The following is a 23,315-nucleotide window of genomic DNA, read 5'->3' as shown; positions in this document are numbered from 1 at the left end:
CCTCCGAGCCCACGCGCCCCGTTGCGTGCGGCAAAAGCAGAACACCCCGGCTTCTGACGCTCATGGCGACCTCCGATAGTCCAGAAGTGTCGAGAGCCACCTGTGGAGAGGTTTATGCCGGCGACACGGCTTCGGAGCTCCGTAGGCTGATCGCACGCAAGCGCGCTCCTACGAGCAGTAAGGTCGCGGCGCGCCGGCTTGTGCTGCACGCGACAAAACGTGTGGACTCGGTGGCGGGCAGGCCCTTGGGGCCGACATAAGCGGAGGGCCGCCGGGCGTTTCGCGTTTCGCGATGAAGGCGCCTACGGCCCGGTCCGAAGGTCCGCGTCTGGCGGCCCCAAGGGCCTGCCCGCCGCCGACCCCGCGAACCCACCAGCCTGCCAGCCACCACCCAACGCCACGATCAGGTTCACACTCGTGTCCAGCCGGCGCAGACGCAACTGCAGCTCGCCACGGCCAGCCTCAAGCGCACCATTCGTCGCCTGCACCACCGCCGGGTAATCCGCCACGCCTTCCTTGTACTGGTTCTGCGTCACCCTGTCCGACTCGGTCGCCGCAGCCGCCGCCTTCGCATGAAGCTCGGCAACGTTCGCGAGCTCATTCGTCGCAACGAGGTTATCTTCCACCTCGCGATAGGCATCCAGCACCGTCTGGCGATAGTTAGCCACCGCCTCGGTGTAACCCTCACCCGCCGACTTCACCTGCGCATCCAGGCGGCCGCCGGTGAACAGCGGTCCCTTCACGTCGGCCGTGCCGGTCGGGCCGCGGCGCACGCCGATACCGGCTGCAAGACTGATAGACGGAAGCTCTTCCGCCTTCGCCACGCCGATGCGCGCATTCGCGGCCGCCATGCGGCGTTCGCTGGCCGCCACGTCGGGACGACGTTCGAGCAGGATCGCCGGCACACCCGGCGGGATCACCGGCACCTGCGTATCGAACGGCGCCGCCGCGAGAGAGAATTCCGCCGGCGGCTTACCCAGCATCACGGCAATCGCGTGCTCGTACTGCGCACGGGCGCTGCGGGTATCGGCCAGCTGCAGCTGCGCACCGCTGAGCTTCACCAGCGCATCGGAAACATCGGCGCTTGAGGCCTGGCCCTGCGTGTACTGGTTGCCGACCATCCGGTGCCACTGTGTGGCTACGTCCGTCGAGCGCTGCAACAGGTCGATCGCGGCATCGCTCTGGCGCAGCGCGAAGTACGCCTGCACCAGTTGCGCCTGCATCGACAGCGTCGCCGCGGCAAGGTCATCCGCGCTCGCTTCGGCGGAAGCGCGATGCGCCTCGACGTCGCGGCGGATGCGGCCCCACAGGTCCAGCTCCCAGCTCACGCCCAGGCCGAAATCATTCTCGTTGCGGCGGCCGGACTTGATCGTACCCACGCTCACCTGCGGGTACGCCGCACCGTGCGCTTCCTGCACCAGCAGCTGCGCTTCGCGCATGCGTGCGGCGGAGGCGGCCAGTGACTGGTTATCCACGGCCACGTGTGAGACCAGGTCGTTGAGCACCGGGTCGCCGTAGATCTCCCACCACTTGCCGGCGATCGGTGCCGCCGGGGCGCCCTGCGCCGCCTGCGCCCTGGCTTCCTTGAACGCCGCCGAGGTCGGCGCCGCCGGGCGCACGTAATCCGGGCCGACGGTACAGCCAGCCACCAGGGTGACGGCCGCGGCCGCCATCAGTACACGCATGCCATGGGCGCTCACGGGAGCGGCTCCTCGCGGCCTGCCGGCCACGTCGCGTCGCGGTCCTGGCCGCCGAATCTTTGCATCCATCTGCCAGCCCACCTGCTGAAACGGTCGAGATAAAGGTAAACCACGGGGGTCGTATAGAGGGTCAGCAACTGGCTCACCACCAGGCCGCCGCCGATCGCGATGCCCAGCGGGCGATGCATCTCGGCGCCATTGCCGCGCGAAATCGCCAGCGGCACGGCCGCCACCATGACCGCGAGCGAGGTCATGAGGATGGGGCGGAAACGCAGGCGGCACGCATGCTGGATAGCCTCCGACGGGGTCATGCCCATCGTACGCCCGGAAACGATCGCCACATCGACCATCATGATCGCGTTCTTCATCACGATGCCGACCAGCGAGAAAATGCCGACCAGGGCGATCACGTCCAGGTCGGTATGCAGTGCCATCAGCGCGAACACCGCGCCCACGGCCGCCGAAGGCAGCGTCGAGAGGATCGTGAGCGGATGGACGACGCTCTCGTAAAGGATGCCCAGCACGATGAACAGCGTAAGCACCGCACCCAGGATCAGCGCGGGCTCGCTATCGGAGACCTGCCGCGCGGCGCCGGCCGAGCCCTGGAAGCTGCTGCGCACCGAGGTCGGCACGGCGAGACCATCCATCACTTTCTGGATGGCCTGGGTCGCCTTGGAGAGCGAGACGCCGGGCACGCGGTCGAACGAAATCGTGGTGGACACCGACTGGCCGTAATGCGAGATCGAGAGCGGTACCTGGTACTGGTGCACCTGGGCCAGGCCCAGCAGTGGCACGCCGGGGCCGCCCGTGACCGGCACCTGGATCGGCGCGAAGGCATCGGGCGATTGCGACTGCTCGCGGGCCACGCGCATGAGCACGGGGTATTCGCCCGAGGGCGAGAACATCGTGGCCACGCGCCGGTCGGCGAAGGCATCGCGCAGCACGCCATCGATGCGGGCATACGACGTACCGGCCTGCGCCGCGGCATCGCGATCCACGCTGAGTGCGGTGGCCACGCCCTTGCGGCCATTATCGCCATGGACGTTGCGCAGCTCGGGCAGGCGCATCATGCCTTCCACGATCGGCGGCACCCAGCGGCGCAGCAGTTCCGGCGAATCGGCCTGGAGGGTGTATTCGTCCGAGGCGCGGCTGCGCCGGCCGCCGACGCGAATGTTCTGCACCGAGGTGACGGTGAACACGCCGCCCGGAAGTTTGGTGAGCTGGGCGTTGAGCCGCGCCGCGACTTCATCGGCGCTTGCGTCCCGCTTCGACAAGGGCTTCAGCGTAACGAACAGCGAGCCCGAATCGTCTTCGGCATAACCCGCGGCGCTTTCCACGGCGGGATCGGCACGCACCGTGGCGAGGAACGTACCCAGCTTGTCCTTCGACACCGCGAACGACGCGCTGCCGTCGGTATCGAAATCGCCGGTGAGCTCGCCGGTGTCCTGACGCGGGAAGAAGCCCTTGGGCACCACGATGAACAGCACGATGCTAAGGCACAGCACGCCCAGCAGCGAGAGCATGGTGAGCGGCGCCCGGCGCAGCGCCCAGGTCAGGCTGCGGTCGTAGGCGCCCTGCAGCGCCACGAACTGACGCTCCGTCCAGCGGAACACGGCCCCATGCTCGCGATCCGCGCGAGCCGGCTTCAGCCACCAGGCGCACAGCATGGGCACCACGGTGAGCGACACGACCAGCGAGATGGCGATGACCGTCGCGATGGTGACCGAGAACTCGCGGACGAACAGGCCGACGTAGCCACCCATGAGCAACAGCGGGATGAACACCGCGATCAGCACGGCGCTCATCGAGAGCACGGTGAGGCCCACCTCGCCCGCGCCCACGTAGGCCGCTTCACGTGGAGGCATGCCTTCCTCGATGTGGCGGGCGATGTTCTCCACCACCACCACGGCATCATCCACCGTGAAGCCCACCGCGATGGTCAGCGCCATCAGCGAGAGGATATCGAGGCTGTAGCCCAGGAAATACATGACGATCATCGCGCCGACCAGCGAGATCGGCGCCACGGCGCTGGCGATCAGGGCCGTACGCAGATCGCGCAGGAACAGCAGCATCACGATCACCACCAGCACCACGGCCAGGGCGAGGGTGTGCTCGGCGGCATGCAGCGAGGCCCGCACGGTGGTGGCGCGGTCGACGATCACACTGACCTGCATGTCGCCCGGCAGCGACGCGCGCAGGGCCGGCAGGCGGTCGGTGATGCCGTCGATCACTTCGATGATGTTCGCGCCGGGCTTATGCCGGACGAGCGCGAGCACGGCGGGCTCGCCGTTGGCCAACGCGGCGTTCGATGGCTCACGGACGGAATCGACGACGCGGGCGATATCGCCCAGGCGCACACTGCCGCCGCCGTCATGGGCCACGGTGAGTGCGCTGAGCGTTGCGGCCGAATCCACCTGCGCGTTCGCGGCCACCTGAAGGTAGCGGTCGCCCGACTCGATAGCGCCCAGCGGCGCATTCGGCAGCGCGGCCGACACGGCGCGGCGTACCTGATCGAAGCTGACGCCATGCGCGTTCATCGCCTGCGGGTCCAGTTCGATCCGCAGCGCGGGGATGGAGCTGCCCACCAGTTCCACATCGCCCACGCCATCCACCTGCGAGAGCGCCTGGCTGAACGTCGTGGACGCCACGGCGTACATCTGGCCGGGCGTGGCGTGCTTCGAGGTCAGGCCCAGCACCAGCACCGGCGCATCCGCCGAGCTGACCTCGCGGTAGCTCGGGCTGGCCGGCATCTCGGGGGGCAACTCGCCACGCGCGGCATTGATCGCGGCCTGCACATCGCGCGAGGCACCGACCACGTCGCGCGACAGATCGAACGCCAGGCGGATATCGGTCGTGCCATTCGCGCTCACCGAGGTCATTTCGGTGAGGCCGGAGACACGGCCCAGGGTGCGCTCGAGCGGCGTGGCCACGGCGTTCACCATGGTCGCCGGGCTCGCGCCGGGCAGCTCGGCCGAGACCTTGATGGTCGGCACGTTCACCTCCGGCATGGAGGCGATCGGCAGCAGCCGCCACGCCAGCGCACCGGCGATCACCAGGCCCAGGCACAGCAGCGAGGTCGCTACCGGGCGGTCGATGAAGGGCCGTGAGATGTTCATGCCGGCGGGCTCAGGCGCGCCGGCCGCGTGCCAGGAACACGCGCTCGAACGCCAGGTAGATCACCGGCGTCGTGAACAGGGTCAGCACCTGGCTCACCGCCAGGCCCCAGAAGATGCCCACGCCCAGCGGATGGCGCAGCTCGGCGCCCATGCCGCCGCCGAGCATCAGCGGCAACGCGCCGAGCATGGCGGCAAGCGTGGTCATCAGGATCGGGCGGAAACGCAGCATGCAGGCCTGCACGATGGCGTCGCGCGCACTCAGCCGGTCACACCGCTGCGCTTCCACCGCGAAGTCGATCAGCATGATCGCGTTCTTCTGCACGATGCCGATCAGCAGGATCACGCCGATCAGCGAGATTACATCCAGCTCGAAGCCGCCAATGAGCAAGGCCAGCAGCGCGCCGATGCCGGCGGAAGGCAACGTGGAGAGGATCGTCAGCGGGTGGATATAGCTCTCGTAGAGCACGCCCAGCACGATGTACACGGTGATCAGCGTGGCCAGGATCAGCCACGGCTGGCCTTCGCGCGAGACACGGAACGCCTCGGCGGAGCCTTCCCACTTCACTTGCGCACTGGCCGGCATGTTCAGCCCGGCGTGCACCTTGTCGATCTCGTGCATGGCCGTGCCCAGGGCGACGCCCGGGGCCAGGTTGAACGACACGCTCGCGGCCGGCAGCTGATCGATGCGGGTGACCAGCAGCGGTGCCGCCCGTTCGCTCACCGTGGCGAACGACGCCAGCGGAATCAGCGACGACGCCGGATCGTTCGGATCGGCATCGGCATTCGCCGCCGCACCCTGCCCGGCCAGGTAAATGCCATTCATCGCGTCGGCAGCATCGCCACCGGCTGCCTTCGCCTCGAGAATCACGCGGCGCGGACTCGACGAGGTGAGCAGCGTGCCGACCTGGCGCTGACCGAAAGCGTTGTACAGCGCATCACCGACGGCGGCCGACGTCACGCCGTAGCGGTTGGCCATGTCGTGGTCGACGTTGATGTACGCCTCCAGGCCGTGATCCTGCTGATCGCTCGCCACATCCACGAGCTTGCGCGAGTCACGCAGCGGCCCCACCGCGCGCGACACCCACGGGCCCAGCTGCGCGGGGTCGGTACTGGACACCGAGAACTGGTACTGGCCACGGCTCACGCGGTCATCGATGGTGAGGTCCGGTACCGGCTGCATGTACAGGCGGATGCCCTCGACCCTGGCGGCCGCATCGGCAAGACGCGCCATCACTTTCGGCACGCGGTCGCGGTGCGCGAGCGGCTTCAGGTGGATCAGCAGCTGGCCGCTGTTGAGCGTCGTGCCACCTTCGCCCACGCCGATCGACGAGGCGATGCTGGCGACCGCGGGATCGGCCGAGATGGCGCGGACCAGGGCCTGCTGTCGCTCACCCATCGCCGCGAACGAGATCGACGCCGGGGCTTCGGAGATGCCCTGGATATCGCCGGAGTCCTGTGCCGGGAACAGCCCGCGCGGGATGACGACGTAAAGCACGACGGCCAGCACCATCATCAGGCCGACGCCGGCCAGGGTAAGGGTCTGTCGCGCAAGCACCCAGTCCAGGCCGCGCGCATACGAGGCGAGCACGCGATCGAGCCACGCCTTGCCGCGGCGCGAAAACGCGCTCTGACGCTGCTCAGGGACCTTGCGCAGCATGCGCGCGCACATCATGGGGGTAAGCGTGAGCGAGACCACGCCGGAGATCAGGATCGCCACCGCCAGCGTCACCGCGAACTCGCGGAACAACCGGCCCACCAGCCCGCCCATGAACAGCAGCGGGATCAGCACCGCCACCAGCGAGACGGTCAGCGACACCACGGTGAAGGCGATCTGCCGCGAACCCTTCAGCGCCGCGGCCAGCGGGCGCTCGCCCGCTTCGATATAGCGGGCGATGTTCTCGATCATGACGATCGCATCGTCGACCATGAAGCCGGTGGCGACGATCAACGCCATCAGCGTGAGGTTGTTGATCGAGAAGCCGGCCAGGTACATCACCGCGAACGTGCCGATCAGCGAGAGCGGCACGACCACGCCCGGGATGATCGTGGCGGTGCCACTACCCAGGAACAGGAAGATCACCAGCACCACCAGGATCACCGCGAACACCAGCTCCACCTGCACATCGTGCACGGCGGCGCGCACCGATTCGGTGCGGTCGGAGAGTGTGTCGATGTCGGCGGCGGCAGGCAGTGTCGCCTGCAGCGCCGGCAGCAGCTGGCGCACGCGATCGACCACTTCGACCACGTTCGCACCGGGCTGGCGACGGATCCGCAGGATGATGGCCGGCTTGTCGTTCGACCACGCACCCAGGCGCGCATTCTCCGCACCCTCGGCCACATGGGCCACATCGCCCAGGCGCACGACGGCACCATCGCGATGGGCAACGGTCAGGCGTTCAAATGCTTCCGGGCTATCGATCGGCTCGCTGATCGCGATCTCCGAGGAGCGCGTCGCGCCGTCCAGCGAACCCTTCGCCTGGTTCGAATTCGCATCGCGGATCGCATTGCGCACGTCATCCAGGGTGAGGCCATGCGAACGCAGGCGCACCGGATCGGCCTGCACGACGACCGCCGGCTGCTGGCCACCATCCAGGCTCACCAGGCCAACGCCCGTGACCTGCGACAGCTTCGGCACCAGGCGCGTATCAGCCAGTTCGCGCAGCGTGCGCAGCGACAGCGTCGGCGAGGTGAGCGCGAGCGTCATCACCGGCGTATCCGCCGGATTCACCTTGCGATAGATGGGCGGATGCGCGATGTCGGTGGGCAGGCCCGGCGACGCCGCATTGATGGCGGCCTGCACTTCCTGCTCGGCCACGTCCAGCGGCAGCGCCAGTTCAAACCGCAGCGTGATCGTGGAGGTACCGATGGCGCTGGTCGACGACATCTGCGCCAGGCCAGGCATCTGGCCAAGCTGGCGCTCCAGCGGCGAGGTAATGGTCGACGCCACCACCTGGGGGCCGGCGCCCGGGTACGCCGTCACCACTTCGATGGTCGGGAAATCGACCTCGGGCAGCGCCGACAGCGAGAGGAACCGGTAGCCGAAAAGGCCGACGAGCAGGATCGCAATCGCCAGCAGCGAGGTGGCTACGGGCCGCAGGATGAAGGGACGTGACGGGTTCACGGGCGCGCGTTCGGTGCCTGTGGCGTGGCGCCCGCATTGCCATCGCGGCATGCGGCGGAATCCACGGCCGCGGCGGGCGGCTCCGGCGCCATCGTGGCGTTCACCGCGGTACCCGAACGCAGGCGATCCGCCCCTTCGACCACCACGTGGGCGCCCGGGGTCACGCCCGAGGTCACCACCGTGGTCGTGGCATCGGAGGCGCCGACCTTCACCGGCACCACGGCCGCGGTCTTGTCGTCCTTCACCACGTAGACGAACGGCCCCTGCGCACCCTGCTGGATGGCTGCAGAAGGCACGAGCACCGCCTGGGCGAGCACCTGCACCGGCAGTTTCGCCGTCACAAACTGATTGGGAAGCAACGAGTTATCGGCATTAGCGAATTCTGCTTCGAACTTCACCGTGCCGGTGGCCGGGTCGACCTGGTTGTTCGCTGCCAGCAGGTGGCCGGTCGCCAGGATGTCATCCGGACCATCGCCCACCGCCTGTACCGGGATGCACGTACCGGCATGCATGCGCTCGAGCACCCTCGGCACCACGTTCACCGGCACGGAGAACACCACCTTGCTCGGCTGCGACTGGGTCACCACGGCGATACCGCGGGCATCGCCCGGGCCCACCAGGTTGCCCGGATCCACGCGGCGCAGGCTCACCATGCCCGCAATGGGCGAGGTGATGCGACCGCTGGAAAGCTGCAGCTGGGCGGTATCGGCACGGCCCTGCCCGGCCTTCACTTCGGCCTGGTACTGGCGCACCAGTGCTTCCTGGTCAGCCACGCGCTGGCGCGAGATCGAATCCTGGGCGAGCAGCGCGTTGTAGTGCTTCAGCACTTCCTGCGCGTTGGCCAGCTGGGCCTGGCTGCGGGCCAGGTCGCCGCCGGCCTGCTGGGCCTGGGCCTGCAACGGGCGCGGATCCACTTCCGCCAGCAGGTCGCCCTGCTTCACCAGCTGGCCGCCGGTGAAGTCCACGCGCTTGAGCACGCCATCGACCTGGCTGCGCACGAGCACGCTATTGGAGGGCGTGACCGTGCCCGGCTGCGAGCGGTACACCACGAAGCCACCCTGGCGTACGGTGGCGGCCACGACCGGCACCGTCTGGTCCGCCTGCGACTTGCCGCCGCCGGGGCCTTTGGCCACCCACCAGATGCCACCGATCACAACGATGCCTGCAAGCACCGCCACCCAGGTACGCGATGCTTGCCGACTCATGCGATGGTCCTCTCGTACACGCGGTAACGCTTGTAATCGTGGCCGCCGATCTGCTCGATGATGTTGCGCATGCCGTCGTTGTCCTCAAGGATCCACGACAGTTCCACCTGCTTCACGCCGCGCGCGACGAGGTGGTGGCGCACGGCATCGATCACCAGGAAGGCCAGGCCCGGGCCCAGCGGCGTGTTGTGGAAGCTGCGCCGTACGCCCATGAGCGGTACGCGCGACGACTTCGGGAAGCGCTTCTTCAGGCCCCACAGCAGCTTCACCCAGTTGAACGGGGCCAGCTTGCCGTTGAAGCCCTTGATCACTTCGTTGACGTTCGGCAGCGCGACGATGAACGCCGCCGGCACGCCGTCGACTTCGGCGATCTGGATGAGGTCGGACGCCACGAGCAGCTTCAGGCTGGTGCCCAAGTCCTTGAACTCGGCCTCGGTGAACGGGACGAAGCCCCAGTTATCCGACCAGGCGTCGTTGAAGATATCGCGCAGCACGGCGAGCTCTTCGGTGTAGCGCTTGGTATCGAGCGGGCGCACCTTGATGCGCGGCATGAACTTGGCCAGCAGGCGGTTCATCACCTTCGGCACCGGGAAATCCGGCGCGATCATGTACGCCAGCATGTCCTTGGCCTTGGTGTAACCGGCCTGTTCAATACGTGCGCCGTAATACGGCTTGGCGTGGCCCATCATGAACACGGGCGGCGTATCGAAGCCGTCGACCAGCAGGCCGACTTCGTCGTTGATCGACAGGCTGAGCGGGCCGCGCACGCGCTTGATGCCCCTCTCGCGCAGCCACTGCTCGGCCGTGCTGATCAGGGTGGCGAAGGTTTCGGCGTTGTCTTCGGCGTCGAGCATGCCGAAGAAGCCGGTGGCGTCGCCGTAGCGCTCGAGGTAAAGGTCATCCACCTGGGCGCTGATGCGGCCGACAGGCTTATCCCCGCGATAGGCGATCCAGCCTTGCTGGTGCGCGTGCTCAAACCAGGGATTGGTTTTTGCACCGAGATGCAAAGTGCGTTCAAGAAGTAGCGGCGAGATCCAGGCGGGATCATCACCCAGCAGGGCGCTCGGGATCCGGATGAATTGACCAAGATCTGCCTTGCTGGCAACCGGGACGACACGCAGCGGGGCAGACGTGCTCAAAGTGGGACCTCCGATAAGCAAACCACAGAGTCCGCGCCAGGAAACACGGAGCCGTGTCTGGCGCATCCTGCGCTCGAGCGCAACGAACATTGTAGTCATCACCATGTCATTTTGATACAGACGAAGGTATGGCTGTCAGTGCTGCGCACGTACCCCGGCCAGGTAGACGGCGATGAGGGCCTGCTCGTCGGCGGTGATGGCCGGGTTGGGCGGCATGCCGCGGTCCGGCAGGCCATGCACCATCAATGCCTTGAGCGACTCGGGGTCTGTCACAAACTGGAAGTGGCGCGTCACCAGGTCGGGCGCCGAGCCGCCACGCAGGTCGGGCCCATGGCACGCGGCACAGTGCGTGGCGATGGCGTGCTGGGTCGGCGACAGCGGCGCTGCTTTCGCGGTGGGGGAGCGCGGCGTGATCCCGGGATACACCGTCGGCGCGGCCGATGGCACGACGCGGACGATCAGGTCGTCATCCTGGCGCGGCTGGCCCTCGGCCGGGTCGTACTGCGAGGTGCTGAAGTACAGGTAGCCCTCGGGGCTCTGGGTCACCGCGCGAATACGGCCGAAGCCCTGGAAGAACAGGCGGCGCGGATGGGACAGCCGGTTGCCGTCACGGTCGAGCACGAGTAGGCCCTCGCCACGCAACAACGCCACGATGACCTTGCCGCGCAGTTCCGGAAATGCCTTGCCGTCATAGAGGATCGCCTTGCCCGGTGCGATGGAGGGCGAGAATTCCAGCAACGGTGAGCGCATGCCGTCATGCGCAGCGGCATGGTCGATCACCGGCCAGCCGTAGTTCGCGCCGCGCTCGACGATGTTGATCTCGTCACCGCCATTGGGGCCGTGTTCGCTCTCGAAGAGCGTGCCCGTGCGCGCGTCGAATGCGAGGCCCTGGGGGTTGCGGTGGCCGTAGCTCCAGATCTCCCCGCGAGCGCCGGGCGTGTGCACGAAGGGGTTATCCGCCGGGATCGACCCGTCGCGTTCCAGCCGGAGGATCTTGCCGTTGAGCTGGTCGAGCTGCTGGCTCTTCGGCGGCTCGTCCGCATCGCCGGTGGTGATGTAGAGCTTGCCATCGGGCCCGAACACCAGCCGGCAACCGGTGTGGTTGGTCGCGGCCGGGATGCCGTCGATCAGCGTCTTTGGCTGGACCAGCTGGTTGCCTTCGAGCGTATAACGGGCGACGCGCAACTGAAACCGGCGCTCGCCTTCGTTGGATGGGTTGTCGCCGGCGACGTGGTCGTAGGCGACGTAAACGTAATGGTTGCTGGCGAAGTCCGGGTCGAGGGCCAGCCCGAGCATGCCCATCTTGTTGCCCAGGGCCACGGCGGTGCGCAGCGCCGGGGTGGCGTCATGGCCCGGACCGAGCAGCCGCACATGCCCGTCACGCTCGGTGAAGATAAGCGTCCCGTCAGGAAGGAAGGCGAGTTCCCAGGGCACGCGAAGGTCATACGCCACGCGCTCGAAGCGATGCGGCGTGGCCAGCGTCATGTCCGGCAACGCCGCGACGGACTGCGTCTGCGCCGCCGACACCAGCGGCAGCGCCGCACCCAGGGCCAGCACGGCCGCACGCCCCATCCAAAGCCTCATATGCCCCTCCTATGCGGGGCTGACGAGCTCCACCATGGCCCGTGCCACTGGCGTGAATGCGATCGGCCCCGTGATCAGCATGCTGATCAGGATAGCGGACACACCCCACAGATAGGCAGGATGCACGCGGCGGCGAATCAACAGGTCGTACACCGGCCCCGCCAGCGCGAACACCATCACCGCCGCGAACAGTGCTAGCGGCGCGGCACGGCCAAACGATTCCATCGGCAACAGCCGCCCGAGGCCCGGCCCCATGATCGATACCGTGGCGCAGATCATCAGCCGTTTGTGCCACTCGGCCTTCCTGCGCAGGCTCACGCCCGCGATCACCAGCCCGGCGAACACCAGGATGCCGATGACATTCATGACCAGGAAGATCGTCGGCGGGAAGAACGACGGCACGACGCGGTAGTGGATGGCGAAGTACGTGGCCGCCAGGCCCATGACGAACATGGCACAGGCAAGCACCGCGCCGACCCAGCCGACCCGCCGATGCATTTTCAGCGAGCCGCGAAACACGATGGCCGGTTGGGCTACGAAGAGGACGATCCACAGCGTGAACACCAGGCCGTGGATCTGCATGAGCAGCGGCAGGCCAGGCTTCATCCGCAGATCGTCCGGCACCGTCTGCGAGAACCCGGCGATGATCACCGCGGCCATGGCCAGCGACATGAACAGGTAAAACGGCGGCCGCACGACCCTGGCCGATGCACGGCCCACGCTAACGCTACTCATGCGCTGCCCTCGTTGATGGCTCCCCTTCAACGAGGCTAGCGGGCCGCGAACGGCCCGCCTATCCCCTAAACGGCCGATAAGATTTTCTTAGGAATGCCCACCGCCGAGGGCGGGATCAGAGACCGATGCGCGGCCGGTTTCACGGTGTCCCGCAAAGCGACGGAGGAACAGTTCATCGGTGTCGCACGTCGCGGTCAGGTCGTACCAGTGGTCGCAACCGCCGATATCCCAATGGCTCTCGATGCGTTCACCCGCCTGCAGCCAGAAGCGCCGCGGCGGCTCATGCAGGTAGTCGTTGGCTTCCACGGTGATCGCGCAGGGGCGGCCGCCGTCGTTGCTGACCACCAGCCGCAGCTCACCGGGGCGACGGCCCTCGGTCAGCGTCACTTCGGGGAGGGCGAGCCGGCGGCGATCGGCGGCCGCATCCGGCTGCTTGCCGCTGAACTGGCGGAGGAAGCCATTGGGGCCGCTGACGCTGAGGTCGTAGGCATCACCGCTGTTGCTGCTCGTCCAGTAGTCGGACAGCGACTTGCCCGCTTCCACCGTATACGTCCACGGGCCGTCGCCGCGCAGCGACGAGGACACGTGGAAGCACGCGCCGGCCTTGCCCGTATTGGCGAAGGCGAGCACGTAGCGGCCATGCGCGCGGTCGACGCTGCCGGTGACTTCCAGCGCATACGGCAGTGCGCGTGCCGGGCGCTGGCCACGCTCCTGCACGGGCAGCTGCTGCACGCCCGGCGGCGTGGGATGCAGGTCCGCGTGATCGCCGCGGTCCGGCTCGTACGCGGCGGTCGGCGGCAGCGACGGCACGCGGCCATCGTGGCCGTCGAAGTCGAACGCGCGGGTCAGGTCGCCGCAGATAGCGCGGCGCCATGCGGAGATATTCGGTTCGGCGACGCCAAAGCGCTGCTCGAGGAAGCGGATGATCGAGGTGTGGTCGTACGTTTCGGAGCAGACCCAGCCGCCCTTGCTCCACGGCGACACCACCAGCATGGGCACGCGCACGCCGAGCCCATACACACCGGCGTTGAAGCCATTACCGCCGGGATAGATCTCGCCGTCGGTGCTGACGGTGGAGAGGCCACGATCACGCGAGGCAGGCGGATAGGCCGGCAGCATGTGATCGAAGAAGCCGTCGTTTTCGTCGTAGGTGATGAACAGCGCCGTCTTGCTCCACACCTCGGGGTTCGAGGTGAGCGCATCGAGCACGCGGTCCACGTACCAGGCGCCGTAGTTCGCCGGCCAGCTCGGGTGTTCGGTATAGGCTTCCGGTGCGGCGATCCACGACACCTTCGGAAGACGATCCGCGGCGACGTCGGCTTGCAGGATCTCAAACAGCGACTGGCCGTTGAGCGTGTTGGTGCCCGTGCGTGCCTTGTCGTAAAGCGGGGATCCCGGCTGCGCATTGCGGTACTGGTTGAAGTACAGCAGCGAATTGTCGCCGTAGTTGCCGATGTATGGATTGGGCGTCCAACCCCAACCACCGGCGGCGTCCAGCCCCTGCCCCATATCCTGGTAGATCTTCCACGACACGCCGGCCGCTTCTAGGCGCTCCGGGTACGTCGTCCAGCCGTAGCCCTCTTCGGCATTCGACAGCACGGGGCCACCGCCCTGCCCGTCGTTACCCACGTAGCCGGTCCACATGTAATAGCGGTTCGGATCCGTCGAGGAGAGGATGGAGCAGTGGTATGCATCGCAGACGGTGAATGCATCGGCCAGCGCGTAATGGAACGGGATGTCCTGCCGGGTCAGGTAAGCCATCGTGGTCGTGCCCTTCGACGGCACCCACTGGTCGTATTTGCCCGCGTTGAAAGCCGCCTGGGTGTCGTTCCAGCCATGCGGCAGGTCTTCGAGGAACTGCAGGCCGAGGTTGTCGGCCTGCGGACGGAACGGCAGCACGTAGTCATCGCTACCCGCGGTCACCGGCTGGTGCCATACGGACTTGCCGGTGGCGAGCTGTAGCGCGCGCGGATCGCCGAACCCGCGCACACCGCGCAGGCTGCCAAAATAATGGTCGAATGAGCGGTTCTCCTGCATCAGGATCACCACGTGCTCGATGTCCTTGAGCGTCCCCGTCCGCCGGGCGGCGGGCACGGCGAGCGCCTTCTGGATGGAAGGCGGCAAGACGGTTGCCGTAAAGGCCGCTCCTGCGGCGCCCATGGAAAGCTTAAGGAAGTGCCGCCGATCCTGGGAGGTCATGTGTGCCCCACGCGCTGTCGTTATCCCCTGCGCGGACGATTGTCACGACGGGTTATGACAGTTCTTGCGCGTGGAACGGCCTGGGCGCGGCGGGCGCCCGGAACCGTAAGGCACGTCACACTTTCGGCGATCGGGGCCGTGGCCTCACGGCGGATTGTCGGCATCCATCCGCGCGCGGATGCGCTTGCCGGCCGCATCGAGGATGTCGGCGATCTGCGCGAACGTCAGCTTCTCGCGCTTGTCGGCGTCGATCACCAGCGGATCCATGGAGACGGCGATCTGCTTGCCGGACGGGTCCAGCAGTTCCGCTTCGATCGTCGCCGAATTGAGGTTGACGTTGGGGCCGGCCGTGGCCATGTCCTTCGCCGCGCCGACCACGAAGCCAACCGGCGTGTAACCGAGGATGCCGCGCTTCTTCTTCTCCGCGTACACCTGGGTAATCGCGATACGCAGCTGGAGCACGTCCGGTCCGGTCGCATCCACCACCGGGTACTTCGGTTCCAGGTTCTTCACCAGGGCCGCGCGGAAGTTCTTCGTCACGCCCGCCAGGTCCTCGGGGTTGATGCCCTGGTACGGGGAGTCCTTCGCGTACCAGACCAGGATCGGCGCCAGCGCCACCTTGTGGTAGCCCTTCAGCGTGGCACCCGGGGCCACGTAGATGAAGGCACCGGGCCGCTTCGTGTCAGGCTGCATGGCCGGGTACGACTCAAGGAACCCGCTGTGCGCCGGCTGTTGCTGCGCAAACAGCGGTGATGACGAAAACACGAGCAGCGCGGAAAGGACGACTGGGTACTGGCGCATGGCGGGAGCTCCTTGTGGGCCGTTTCACCCTAGCCCGATGCACCCTGTCGAAACTCCGTAGTTACGTAGCCGGCGATTGCGTAGTACTACGTATGCCGCGTCAGTCGTCCGGGCCGATGTGGTGCGCGAACTTCCGGCAATGCTCCAGGTACGCTGCCTCATGCGCTGCGACCAGTTCGACCACGCTGCGCCACAACCAGCTCGGCGCGGCGATGCTCTGCGGGCGATTGCGCGACAGCTCCGCCAGCCACGCCTTGCGTAACTTCCACGTCAGCTGGCGCGCATGGCCGCGGCCGACGACGTTACCCAGGTAGCGCGCCACCTCCATGGCCTGGCGCTCATCGAGCTGCTCCAGGTCGATCTTCAGGTCCTGCGGCCGCAATTCACGAACGAACACCGTCCTGCCGCCGATGCGCCCGGTCAACATGCGCTCGCCGAGGTTCGGCGCCAGGTGCACGGCGCCTTCCCGCACCCGCTCCGCGTTGTCGGCCGGCATGTCGCCGGGCGCGGTGCTCGGTGCAGCGGCCGCAATGGCTTCCTTGACGTCCACCAGGCACAGCTCGTCGCGCTGCCCGGGCGTCAATACCCGTACCAGCAGCGCGTAGCGCAACCGGCCGAGCGAACTGCAGCCCTTCACCCAGTATTTGGCGTCCACGAGTTCCAGGGCTGCGGCGTCGTCGCGGTGGATCATCCGCGTGACCAGCTGGCGCATCCCCTCGCTAGCGGTGAGCGCGTGAAGCTCCGCTTCCTCGGCCGCCGTCACCGGCCAGAAGCGCCGGCCTTCAGGGATGATCGGATGCGTGCCGTTCATGCGTTCGCGGGCGAGGTGTTTCCAGCGACGCTTCATCGCGGCCTTCATCACGACGCGCATCGAGTCCGGGCGCTCGACGATGCGCAAGATCTTGCGACCGCCACCCATCGCGCGCTCATACCCTTCGATCAGTTCTTCCACCATCCGCGTGGTGACGACGCCCGGCAGGTCCGACCCGCGGGCGGCAGTCGCCAGCGACACCGCGAGGCGGACGATGTCATGCGCCGGGTTGCCCAGCACGGCCTGGTCCAGGTCGCGCACCTGGATATCGATTTCACCCTCGCGATCCGCCACGGGGCCGATGTTGCTGACGTGGCAATCACCGCAGATCCACAGCGTAGGCCCTTGCGGCAAGCTGCGGCCGGCCTGCTCCAGCCACGTATAGAACTGCCTCGTATTGCCACGCACGAAGGCGTGGGCGGAGCGCGCCATCTTCAGCTGGCGCAGTCCGGTGAGCACGGGAACACGATCGGCCGGAGCCGTGGAACGGGAGGGAGACGTTGACGAACGGGGCACCCGGCATCCTTGGTAGCGGAGGGAACAACGCCGCCGGGAGTGTCAGCGCAGCCAGGTCAAGGCTGCGCGAACCACCCAGGGCGCTTAGCCCTCCTGCGCGATCTTGCGCAGCTGCCGTTCGAACTCTTCCGGCGGCTGGCCGCCCGAGATCAGGTACTTGTCATTGACGATCACCGCCGGCACGCCGGTGATGCCGCGGCTCTGCCACAGCGCTTCATCGCGGCGCACCTCGGCGGCGTAACGATCCGAGTCGAGCACCGCGCGGGCTTCCGTGGCATCCAGCCCGACCTTCACCGCCGAATCCACCAGCGCGTCGTGGTTGCCCGGGTCGGTCTGCTCGGTGAAGTTGAGGGCGAGCAGCTGGCGCTTCAGTGCGTGCTGCTTGCCTTTCTCACCGGCCCACGCAAGCAGGCGATGCGCATCGAAGGTGTTGTAGATGCGGCTCGCATCAGAGGTGTTCATGGTGAAGCCGACGCCCGCCGCGCGCGCCTTGATGTTCTCGCGGTTGGTCCGCGCCTGGTCCGCCGGGATGCGGTACTTGGCGACGATGTGCTCCACCATGTTCTCGCCGCCCGCGACCATCTGCGGGTTCAGCTCGAACGGATGGAAGGTGATCTCCGGATCGACGACGCCCTGGAGGTTTTCGAGGGCGCGCTCGAGGCCACTGAGGCCGATGGCGCACCAGGGGCAGGCAATGTCGGAGACGAAGTCGATCTTCATTTTCTGGGACATGGGACGGAACCGTTAATTTTATGCGATGGCGAACATAATACTCCCGTCCCTGCCCTCACGCACGCACGCGCCGCTGCACTAGCAACGCTCCGGCTTCACATCCAGCAACGCCCGATGGATCAGTCCTCCCACCGCGCCGCCAAGCAACGGCATCACCCAGAAGAACCACAGCTGGCCAAGCGCCCAGCCACCCTGGTAAACCGCGACCGCCGTACTGCGTGCCGGATTCACCGAGGTGTTGGTGATGGGGATCGAAATGAGGTGGATCAGCGTGAGCGCCAGGCCGATCGTCAGCGGTGCAAAACCCGTGGCCGCCAGCTTGCAGGTGCTGCCGAGGATCACGATCAGGAAGAAGGCCGTCAGAACGAATTCCGCCACGGCCGCGGCCACCACCGAATAGCCGCCCGGCGAGTGTTCGCCGAAGCCATTGGTGGCGAAGCCGGCGGTGACGTCGAAGCCCGGCTTGCCGCTGGCGATGAGGTAAAGCACGCCGCCGGCTGCGATGCCCCCGATCACCTGGGTGACCATGTACGGAATCACGTCGCGCGCCGCGATCCGGCCACCGACCAGGCAGCCGAGTGTCACGGCCGGGTTGAAGTGGCCGCCGGAGATGTGGCCCACGGCGTAAGCCATCGTGAGCACCGTCAGGCCGAAGGCGAGCGCGACGCCTGCGAAGCCGATGCCCAGATCGGGAAACGCTGCGGCAATGACAGCACTGCCGCAGCCACCGAACACGAGCCAGAACGTGCCGAAGAATTCGGCCCACAAGCGCTTTGCCATGACGCTGCTCCTCGCATGAACGCATCTGTTCACGGGGGATTATTCAGGCACGGGCGCCCGCGCTCCTGAGTACATCTACCTACCCGGCGTAGGTAAGCTTTCGCGCGTTGCTCAGATCTGCGCCTGGCCACCATCGACAAAGAGCTCGATGCCGGTGATGTAGCTTGCGTCGTCCGAGGCCAGGAACGAGACGGCCTTGGCGATTTCATCCGGCTGGCCGGTGCGGCCCAGCGGGGTGATGCTCTCGACGTAGGCCGCGTAGTCGGCGATCTGCTGTTCGCTCATGCCCAGCTCGGTCGAATATCCCGGGGTGACGATGGTGCCCGGGGCGACGACGTTGACGCGGATGTCGCGGCCCTTGAGGTCGCTGGCCCACGTACGAGCAAACGAGCGCAGTGCCGCCTTGGTGGCTGCGTACACACCGAAGGCCGGCGCGCCCTTGATCGACACCATCGATCCGTTGAGCACGATGGCCGAGCCCGGGCCCATCAGTTCCAGCGCCTTCTGCACGGTGAACAGCGTGCCCTTCACGTTGATGCCGAAGTACTTGTCGAACTGCGCTTCGGTGACCTGGCCCAGCGGCGCGAACTCACCACCGCCGGCATTGGCGAACAGGATATCGAGGCGACCGCTGCGCTCGCGGATGGTGCTGAAGATGCGGTCGAGGTCGGCGGCCACGGCAATGTCGCCCTGGATGGCGGTGGCGCCCACGGCGGCCGCGGCGGCATCGAGCTCGGCCTGGCGGCGGCCGGTGATGTAGACGGTGGCGCCTTCGCGGACGAGGCGCTCGGCCGTGGCGAGACCCAGGCCCGAGCTGCCGCCCGTGACCAGGGCGATCTTGCCGGCGTGGCGGGTGGTGTGGATGTTGCTGGTGGCGAGGGAGGTAACGGTGTTCATGGTGAGGCTCCGAAGGCCGCGTCGCGGCCGATGAACGATAGTCTGGTTATTCGCGGCTGATGGATAAATAATCAGATCGCGATTTCACTATTCCCAAGGGGAAATAGTCTTGGACCACCTTCTTGCCATGCGCGTGTTTGGCCGCCTCGTCGAAACCGGCGGCTTCGGCCGGGCCGCCGACAGCCTCGAGCTGCCCAAGTCCACGGTGACCAAGCTGATCCAGGGCCTGGAGGCCCAGCTTGGGGTCCGACTGTTCGAACGCACCACGCGGCGGGTCACCGTCACCACCGAGGGCGCCGCCTATTACGAGCGCACCCGGCTGTGGCTGGCCGAGCTGGACGAATTCGAAACCACGCTGGCGGGTGGGCGCAGCAGCCCGGTGGGCAACCTGCGCATCGACACTGGCGGCTCGGTCGCCGCCTGCCTGATCCTCCCGGAGCTTCCGTCGTTCCGGGCGCGCTACCCGGGCATCCGCCTCAAGGTAGGCGTTACCGACCGCACGGTGGACCTCATCGGCGAAGGCATCGACTGCGCCATCCGCAGCACCGCGGACGATCCGAACCTCGTGACCCGGAAGATCGCGGAAGTGCCGTGGACGATGTGCGCCACGCCCGACTACCTCGCCCGGCGTGGCACGCCGCGCCATCCCGACGACCTGGCCCGCGACGGCCATGACATCGTCGGCTATTTCTCGGCGCGCAGCGGCAGGGTCCAGCCCCTGCGTTTCCTCGATCGCGATCGTGAAGTCGGTGCCGAGCTCACCGCCGTCGTCGAGGTGAATGAAAGCAACGCCCACACCGCCGCCACCCTCGCCGGGCTGGGCATCGCGCAGGCGCTCTCCTTCGCCGTCGCGCCGTCCATCGCCCGCGGCGAGTTGCTGCCCGTGCTGGCCGAGTGGCAGCCCGAGCCCCTGCCCGTCTACGTCGTCTACCCCAGCGACCGACGACACAACGCGCGGCTGCGGGCCTTCGTCGAATGGCTGGCCGAGACGCTCCCTGCGCGCGTCGCGGCCCTGGCCTGAGGCCTCGCTATTTCAGGCCGTCGTAGACGATGCGGGTGAAGAAGTCCGGGTCGATGACAAAGTGGCCGTACACCTCATCCCACGCCGCCGTCGGCTTCGCCGCCACCACCTCGTCCCGTGACTTGCCCTGTTTCTTCAGCGCAGCCACCTTGTCGCGGATGCCCGCGAGCATGTCGCGGAACGCCTTGAACTGCTTCTTCGTGCCCACCGGGCCGTGTCCCGGCACGAGCACCACGTCGTCGTTGAGCTTCGCCAGGATGGCATCGTCGGCCTTGATCATCCCGTCAATGCCGCCACCGTTCTCGTTGTCGATGAACGGATAGACGCCGTTCCAGAACAGGTCGCCCAGCGAGGCGACGTTCGCTTCCTTGAAGACGACGTACAGGTCGGTATCGGTATGCGAGGGCTCAAGCAGGCGCACTTCCACCGTCTGGCCGTCGAAGTGATACGTCTTGTTCGCCTTCAGGATCTCGGTGGGGATGCCGCCCGCGGCGAGCGGGGGGAAGGTGAAGTCCCAATCGTCGACACGCGTCGTCTCCGAGACGCGCTTCACCGTGCCTGCCGTGGCCACGATGGTGGCGCCATCCTCATGCACCCATGGATTACCGTCCGTGTGATCCCAGTGGTAGTGCGTGTTGATCACGTACTTGATCGGCGCATTGCTGATCGCGGTCAGCGCGGCCTCGACGCGTGGGCGGGACACGGCGATGCCGGCGTCGACCATCAGCTTGCCGTCCTTGCCGGTCAGCACGGTGATATTGCCGCCCGAGCCGGAGAGCATGCTCAGCGGCCCACGCAAGGGCGTGGTGGCGATCGGCGTAGTGGCCGCGGCCTTGTTGATCATGATGACGGGACTGACCGGCTTGGTGGGCGCCTGGGCCCAGGCCGAGCCACAGGCCATGCCGAGTGCAAGGGCCAGGATGCTGGTGCGTTTCATGGTGCGCTCTCCCTCAGGGCGGTCGAAGGGCCGCCAGCTCGCCCCCTATTGCGCACCCGCGAGGGGGCCAATGGCTTGGTTAATTTCCCCGTCGCCGTCGGGTCAGCGCTGGATCGAGACCAGCTTCAGGAACGCTTCCTGCTGGTAGCGGCTCATCCGCAGCTTCTGCCCCGTATCCATGGTGACCACGTGGTAACCGTTGAACCACGGATGCACGGTCTGGACCCGGCGTACGTTGACGATGGCCGACCGGTGCACGCGGGCGAACTGCCGGGGGTCGAGGCGCTCGGCAAGGCTCGCCATCGTTTCGCGCATCTCATGGACGCGGTCCGGCAGATGGATCAGCACGGTATTGCGGCTGGCCTTGATCCAGACGATATCGTCCACGTCGACAAAGGTCACCTGCTCGCTTTCACGGATGGGAATGCGCTCCAGGTAGTCGTCACGCCGGCGCAGCGCGTCCAGGGCCTGGATGATGTGGGACGAGGCGTCGGCCGTGGTCGCCGGCATAGCCAGCCGGCCTTTGGCCCGCGCCAGGGCGTGGGCAAAGCGGTCGCGGCTGAACGGTTTGACGAGGTAATCCACCGCGTTGGCCTCGAACGCGCGCACGGCGTACTGCTCATAGGCGGTGACAAACACGGTGGCCGGCATGCGCTCGAAGCCGACGGTCCGGAATACGTCCAGGCCGCTCATGGCCGGCATCTGGATATCGAGGAAGACGAGGTCCGGCGATTGCGCCCGGATCGCTTCCACGGCGGACTGGCCGTCACCGCACTCGGTGATCTCGGTGATGTCCGGGTCATCACGCAGCAGGCGCAGGATGGCCTGCCGCGCGATCGGCTCGTCGTCCACCACCAGCACGGAGAGCTTCATGCCGCGGCCACCTCCGGCGCGTCGTCCACCTCGTCGATGATCCGGTAGGGCACGCGAATGCGGCAGGCCACGCCCTGTGGCCAGAGCATCTGCAGTTCCACCTGGCCGGCCGTGCCATAGAGTTCGTCCAGGCGCAGGCGCGTGTTGGAGAGGCCGATGCCGTGGCCCGACGAGGCGCCTCCGGATTCTTCCAGCGTGCTGTTGCGGTTGCGCACTTCGATGGTGACGCTGTCGCCGTCGCGGCGGCTTTCGATCTCGATGCAGTCGCCGCCGACGCGCTCGCCAATCCCGTGGCGGATCGCGTTTTCCACGATCGGCTGGAGGATCAGGCTGGGCACGGCGCAGGAGAGGGTCTCCGGCGAGATGTAGATGCGCGTGTCGAGGCGATCCTTGAAGCGTGTGCGCTGGATACCGAGGTAGAGGTCCAGCAGCACCAGTTCCTGGCGCAGGGTGATTTCCTGGCCCTGGCATTCGTCGAGGAAGGCGCGCAGCAAGTCGCTCAGGCGTAGCAACATGTCTTCCGCGGAGGTCACGTCCGAGTGCAGCAGCGTGGCAATGGCGTGCATCGTGTTGAACAGGAAGTGCGGCTGCAGCTGGGTACGCAGCACCTGCAGGCGCGACTGGGCGAGCTCGGCCTGCAGCTGCGAGGCCTCCAGCTCGCGCCGGGCCTTCTCCTCGCGATACTGCATCGCCTGCTGGATGGCAAACAGCGCCCAGCACGTGAGCATGCCGGTGGCCGCGTGCTGGCCGACGAACTGGCGCCATTGTTCGCCGAAGCCGGTGGGTTCGAACATCGTCGATACCAGCGCGCCGATGAACAGGGCGAGCACGGTCACCGCCACGCTGGCCAGCAGCGGCACCCACAGCTCGCGCACGCGCAGCGGCAGGCGCACCGGATACTGCGCCGCCAGCCGGAACACCAGGGGCGCAAGCGCCGCCCACGTGTACCACTGGATGATCGACCAGCGCAGGTAATCGGTCATGTCGAAGCTGCGGCCGAGCAGGTCGTCATGCAGGCTGCCCTGTATCGCGAACACCACGGCCACGATGCCCCACAGCCCGAGGTACCGGGTGAGGCCGATCTGCGTGTTGCCAAGGCGGATCTTCATCGGGGGGTGTCCAGGAGGTGGCGGGGCCATCTTAGGCGC

At 67.1% G+C, this 23,315-nt stretch carries 17 protein-coding genes; 1 reads left to right on the top strand and 16 read right to left on the bottom strand.

Annotated elements, in window-relative coordinates; all coding sequences use genetic code 11:
* Positions 1–302: 302 nt before the first annotated feature.
* The 13 genes from FIV34_RS09460 to FIV34_RS09400 all read right to left on the bottom strand — a co-directional run bounded on the left by FIV34_RS09460 (position 303) and on the right by FIV34_RS09400 (position 19,336).
* Positions 303–1,700: an efflux transporter outer membrane subunit gene (locus tag FIV34_RS09460; protein ID WP_170207558.1), complete on the bottom strand. Its 1,398-nt coding sequence runs from the start codon at positions 1,698–1,700 to the stop codon at positions 303–305.
* A complete protein-coding gene (locus FIV34_RS09455) occupies positions 1,697–4,816 on the bottom strand; it encodes an efflux RND transporter permease subunit (protein ID WP_139981942.1) in 3,120 nt (1,039 codons plus the stop codon). Before FIV34_RS09455 ends, FIV34_RS09460 begins: the two co-directional genes overlap by 4 nt.
* A gap of 10 nt (positions 4,817–4,826) precedes the next feature.
* On the bottom strand, positions 4,827–7,937 hold the full coding sequence (locus tag FIV34_RS09450) for an efflux RND transporter permease subunit (RefSeq protein WP_246058792.1): 3,111 nt from the start codon (positions 7,935–7,937) through the stop codon (positions 4,827–4,829).
* On the bottom strand, positions 7,934–9,142 hold the full coding sequence (locus FIV34_RS09445; protein WP_139981937.1) for an efflux RND transporter periplasmic adaptor subunit: 1,209 nt from the start codon (positions 9,140–9,142) through the stop codon (positions 7,934–7,936). The genes FIV34_RS09450 and FIV34_RS09445 overlap by 4 nt, the downstream gene beginning before the upstream one ends.
* Positions 9,139–10,281, bottom strand: coding sequence for a hypothetical protein (locus FIV34_RS09440; RefSeq protein ID WP_211352731.1), 1,143 nt, complete (start codon positions 10,279–10,281; stop codon positions 9,139–9,141). The genes FIV34_RS09445 and FIV34_RS09440 overlap by 4 nt, the downstream gene beginning before the upstream one ends.
* Before the next feature lie 135 nt (positions 10,282–10,416).
* Positions 10,417–11,865, bottom strand: coding sequence for a PQQ-dependent sugar dehydrogenase (locus FIV34_RS09435; protein WP_139981934.1), 1,449 nt, complete (start codon positions 11,863–11,865; stop codon positions 10,417–10,419).
* 9 nt (positions 11,866–11,874) lie between these two features.
* Complete coding sequence (locus FIV34_RS09430; RefSeq protein ID WP_139981930.1) at positions 11,875–12,600, bottom strand: hypothetical protein; 726 nt, start codon at positions 12,598–12,600, stop codon at positions 11,875–11,877.
* An 87-nt stretch (positions 12,601–12,687) separates the two neighbouring features.
* Positions 12,688–14,799 (bottom strand): phosphocholine-specific phospholipase C, encoded by a 2,112-nt coding sequence (locus FIV34_RS09425; protein WP_139981928.1) that lies wholly within the window; start codon positions 14,797–14,799, stop codon positions 12,688–12,690.
* Between the two features lie 144 nt (positions 14,800–14,943).
* Positions 14,944–15,600 carry a DUF3313 domain-containing protein gene (locus FIV34_RS09420; protein ID WP_139981925.1) on the bottom strand — a complete coding sequence of 219 codons (657 nt, stop codon included), beginning with the start codon at positions 15,598–15,600 and terminating at the stop codon, positions 14,944–14,946.
* Positions 15,601–15,700: 100 nt separating this feature from the next.
* Positions 15,701–16,927: a DUF2252 family protein gene (locus FIV34_RS09415; protein ID WP_246058791.1), complete on the bottom strand. Its 1,227-nt coding sequence runs from the start codon at positions 16,925–16,927 to the stop codon at positions 15,701–15,703.
* An 84-nt stretch (positions 16,928–17,011) separates the two neighbouring features.
* Positions 17,012–17,659 (bottom strand): DsbA family oxidoreductase, encoded by a 648-nt coding sequence (locus FIV34_RS09410; protein ID WP_139981922.1) that lies wholly within the window; start codon positions 17,657–17,659, stop codon positions 17,012–17,014.
* A gap of 78 nt (positions 17,660–17,737) precedes the next feature.
* On the bottom strand, positions 17,738–18,439 hold the full coding sequence (gene aqpZ, locus FIV34_RS09405) for an aquaporin Z (RefSeq protein WP_139981919.1): 702 nt from the start codon (positions 18,437–18,439) through the stop codon (positions 17,738–17,740).
* A gap of 111 nt (positions 18,440–18,550) precedes the next feature.
* Positions 18,551–19,336 carry an SDR family NAD(P)-dependent oxidoreductase gene (locus FIV34_RS09400; RefSeq protein WP_139981916.1) on the bottom strand — a complete coding sequence of 262 codons (786 nt, stop codon included), beginning with the start codon at positions 19,334–19,336 and terminating at the stop codon, positions 18,551–18,553.
* 109 nt (positions 19,337–19,445) lie between these two features.
* Here FIV34_RS09400 and FIV34_RS09395 point away from each other — a divergent pair, with 109 nt between their 5' ends.
* Entirely contained in the window at positions 19,446–20,357 is a 912-nt protein-coding gene (locus FIV34_RS09395) for a LysR family transcriptional regulator (RefSeq protein ID WP_139981914.1), read from the top strand.
* A gap of 7 nt (positions 20,358–20,364) precedes the next feature.
* On the opposite strand, the gene FIV34_RS09390 is transcribed toward FIV34_RS09395, so the two are convergent.
* The 3 genes from FIV34_RS09390 to FIV34_RS09380 all read right to left on the bottom strand — a co-directional run bounded on the left by FIV34_RS09390 (position 20,365) and on the right by FIV34_RS09380 (position 23,276).
* Positions 20,365–21,294: an MBL fold metallo-hydrolase gene (locus FIV34_RS09390; RefSeq protein ID WP_139981911.1), complete on the bottom strand. Its 930-nt coding sequence runs from the start codon at positions 21,292–21,294 to the stop codon at positions 20,365–20,367.
* Between the two features lie 102 nt (positions 21,295–21,396).
* The gene (locus FIV34_RS09385) at positions 21,397–22,167 is read right to left on the bottom strand and encodes a LytR/AlgR family response regulator transcription factor (protein WP_139981908.1); all 771 of its coding nucleotides are present in this window, start codon (positions 22,165–22,167) and stop codon (positions 21,397–21,399) included.
* The gene (locus tag FIV34_RS09380; RefSeq protein WP_139981905.1) at positions 22,164–23,276 is read right to left on the bottom strand and encodes a sensor histidine kinase; all 1,113 of its coding nucleotides are present in this window, start codon (positions 23,274–23,276) and stop codon (positions 22,164–22,166) included. The genes FIV34_RS09385 and FIV34_RS09380 overlap by 4 nt, the downstream gene beginning before the upstream one ends.
* Positions 23,277–23,315 lie beyond the last annotated feature (39 nt).

The organism is Luteibacter pinisoli (assembly GCF_006385595.1).
In the GTDB taxonomy this organism is placed as follows: domain Bacteria; phylum Pseudomonadota; class Gammaproteobacteria; order Xanthomonadales; family Rhodanobacteraceae; genus Luteibacter; species Luteibacter pinisoli.
The sequence above is the reverse complement of the archived record's forward strand: the minus strand, read 5'-3'. Positions and strand labels throughout refer to the sequence as shown.

Bases quoted from the DNA above. Each gene is read 5' to 3' on its own strand.
- aqpZ (WP_139981919.1), bottom strand. From the start codon at position 18,439: ATGGCAAAGCGCTTGTGGGCCGAATTCTTCGGCACGTTCTGGCTCGTG.
- FIV34_RS09435 (WP_139981934.1), bottom strand. From the start codon at position 11,865: ATGAGGCTTTGGATGGGGCGTGCGGCCGTGCTGGCCCTGGGTGCGGCG.
- FIV34_RS09445 (WP_139981937.1), bottom strand. From the start codon at position 9,142: ATGAGTCGGCAAGCATCGCGTACCTGGGTGGCGGTGCTTGCAGGCATC.
- FIV34_RS09430 (WP_139981930.1), bottom strand. From the start codon at position 12,600: ATGAGTAGCGTTAGCGTGGGCCGTGCATCGGCCAGGGTCGTGCGGCCG.
- FIV34_RS09410 (WP_139981922.1), bottom strand. From the start codon at position 17,659: ATGTCCCAGAAAATGAAGATCGACTTCGTCTCCGACATTGCCTGCCCC.
- FIV34_RS09400 (WP_139981916.1), bottom strand. From the start codon at position 19,336: ATGAACACCGTTACCTCCCTCGCCACCAGCAACATCCACACCACCCGC.
- FIV34_RS09385 (WP_139981908.1), bottom strand. From the start codon at position 22,167: ATGAAGCTCTCCGTGCTGGTGGTGGACGACGAGCCGATCGCGCGGCAG.
- FIV34_RS09420 (WP_139981925.1), bottom strand. From the start codon at position 15,600: ATGCGCCAGTACCCAGTCGTCCTTTCCGCGCTGCTCGTGTTTTCGTCA.
- FIV34_RS09455 (WP_139981942.1), bottom strand. From the start codon at position 4,816: ATGAACATCTCACGGCCCTTCATCGACCGCCCGGTAGCGACCTCGCTG.
- FIV34_RS09425 (WP_139981928.1), bottom strand. From the start codon at position 14,799: ATGACCTCCCAGGATCGGCGGCACTTCCTTAAGCTTTCCATGGGCGCC.
- FIV34_RS09380 (WP_139981905.1), bottom strand. From the start codon at position 23,276: ATGAAGATCCGCCTTGGCAACACGCAGATCGGCCTCACCCGGTACCTC.
- FIV34_RS09390 (WP_139981911.1), bottom strand. From the start codon at position 21,294: ATGAAACGCACCAGCATCCTGGCCCTTGCACTCGGCATGGCCTGTGGC.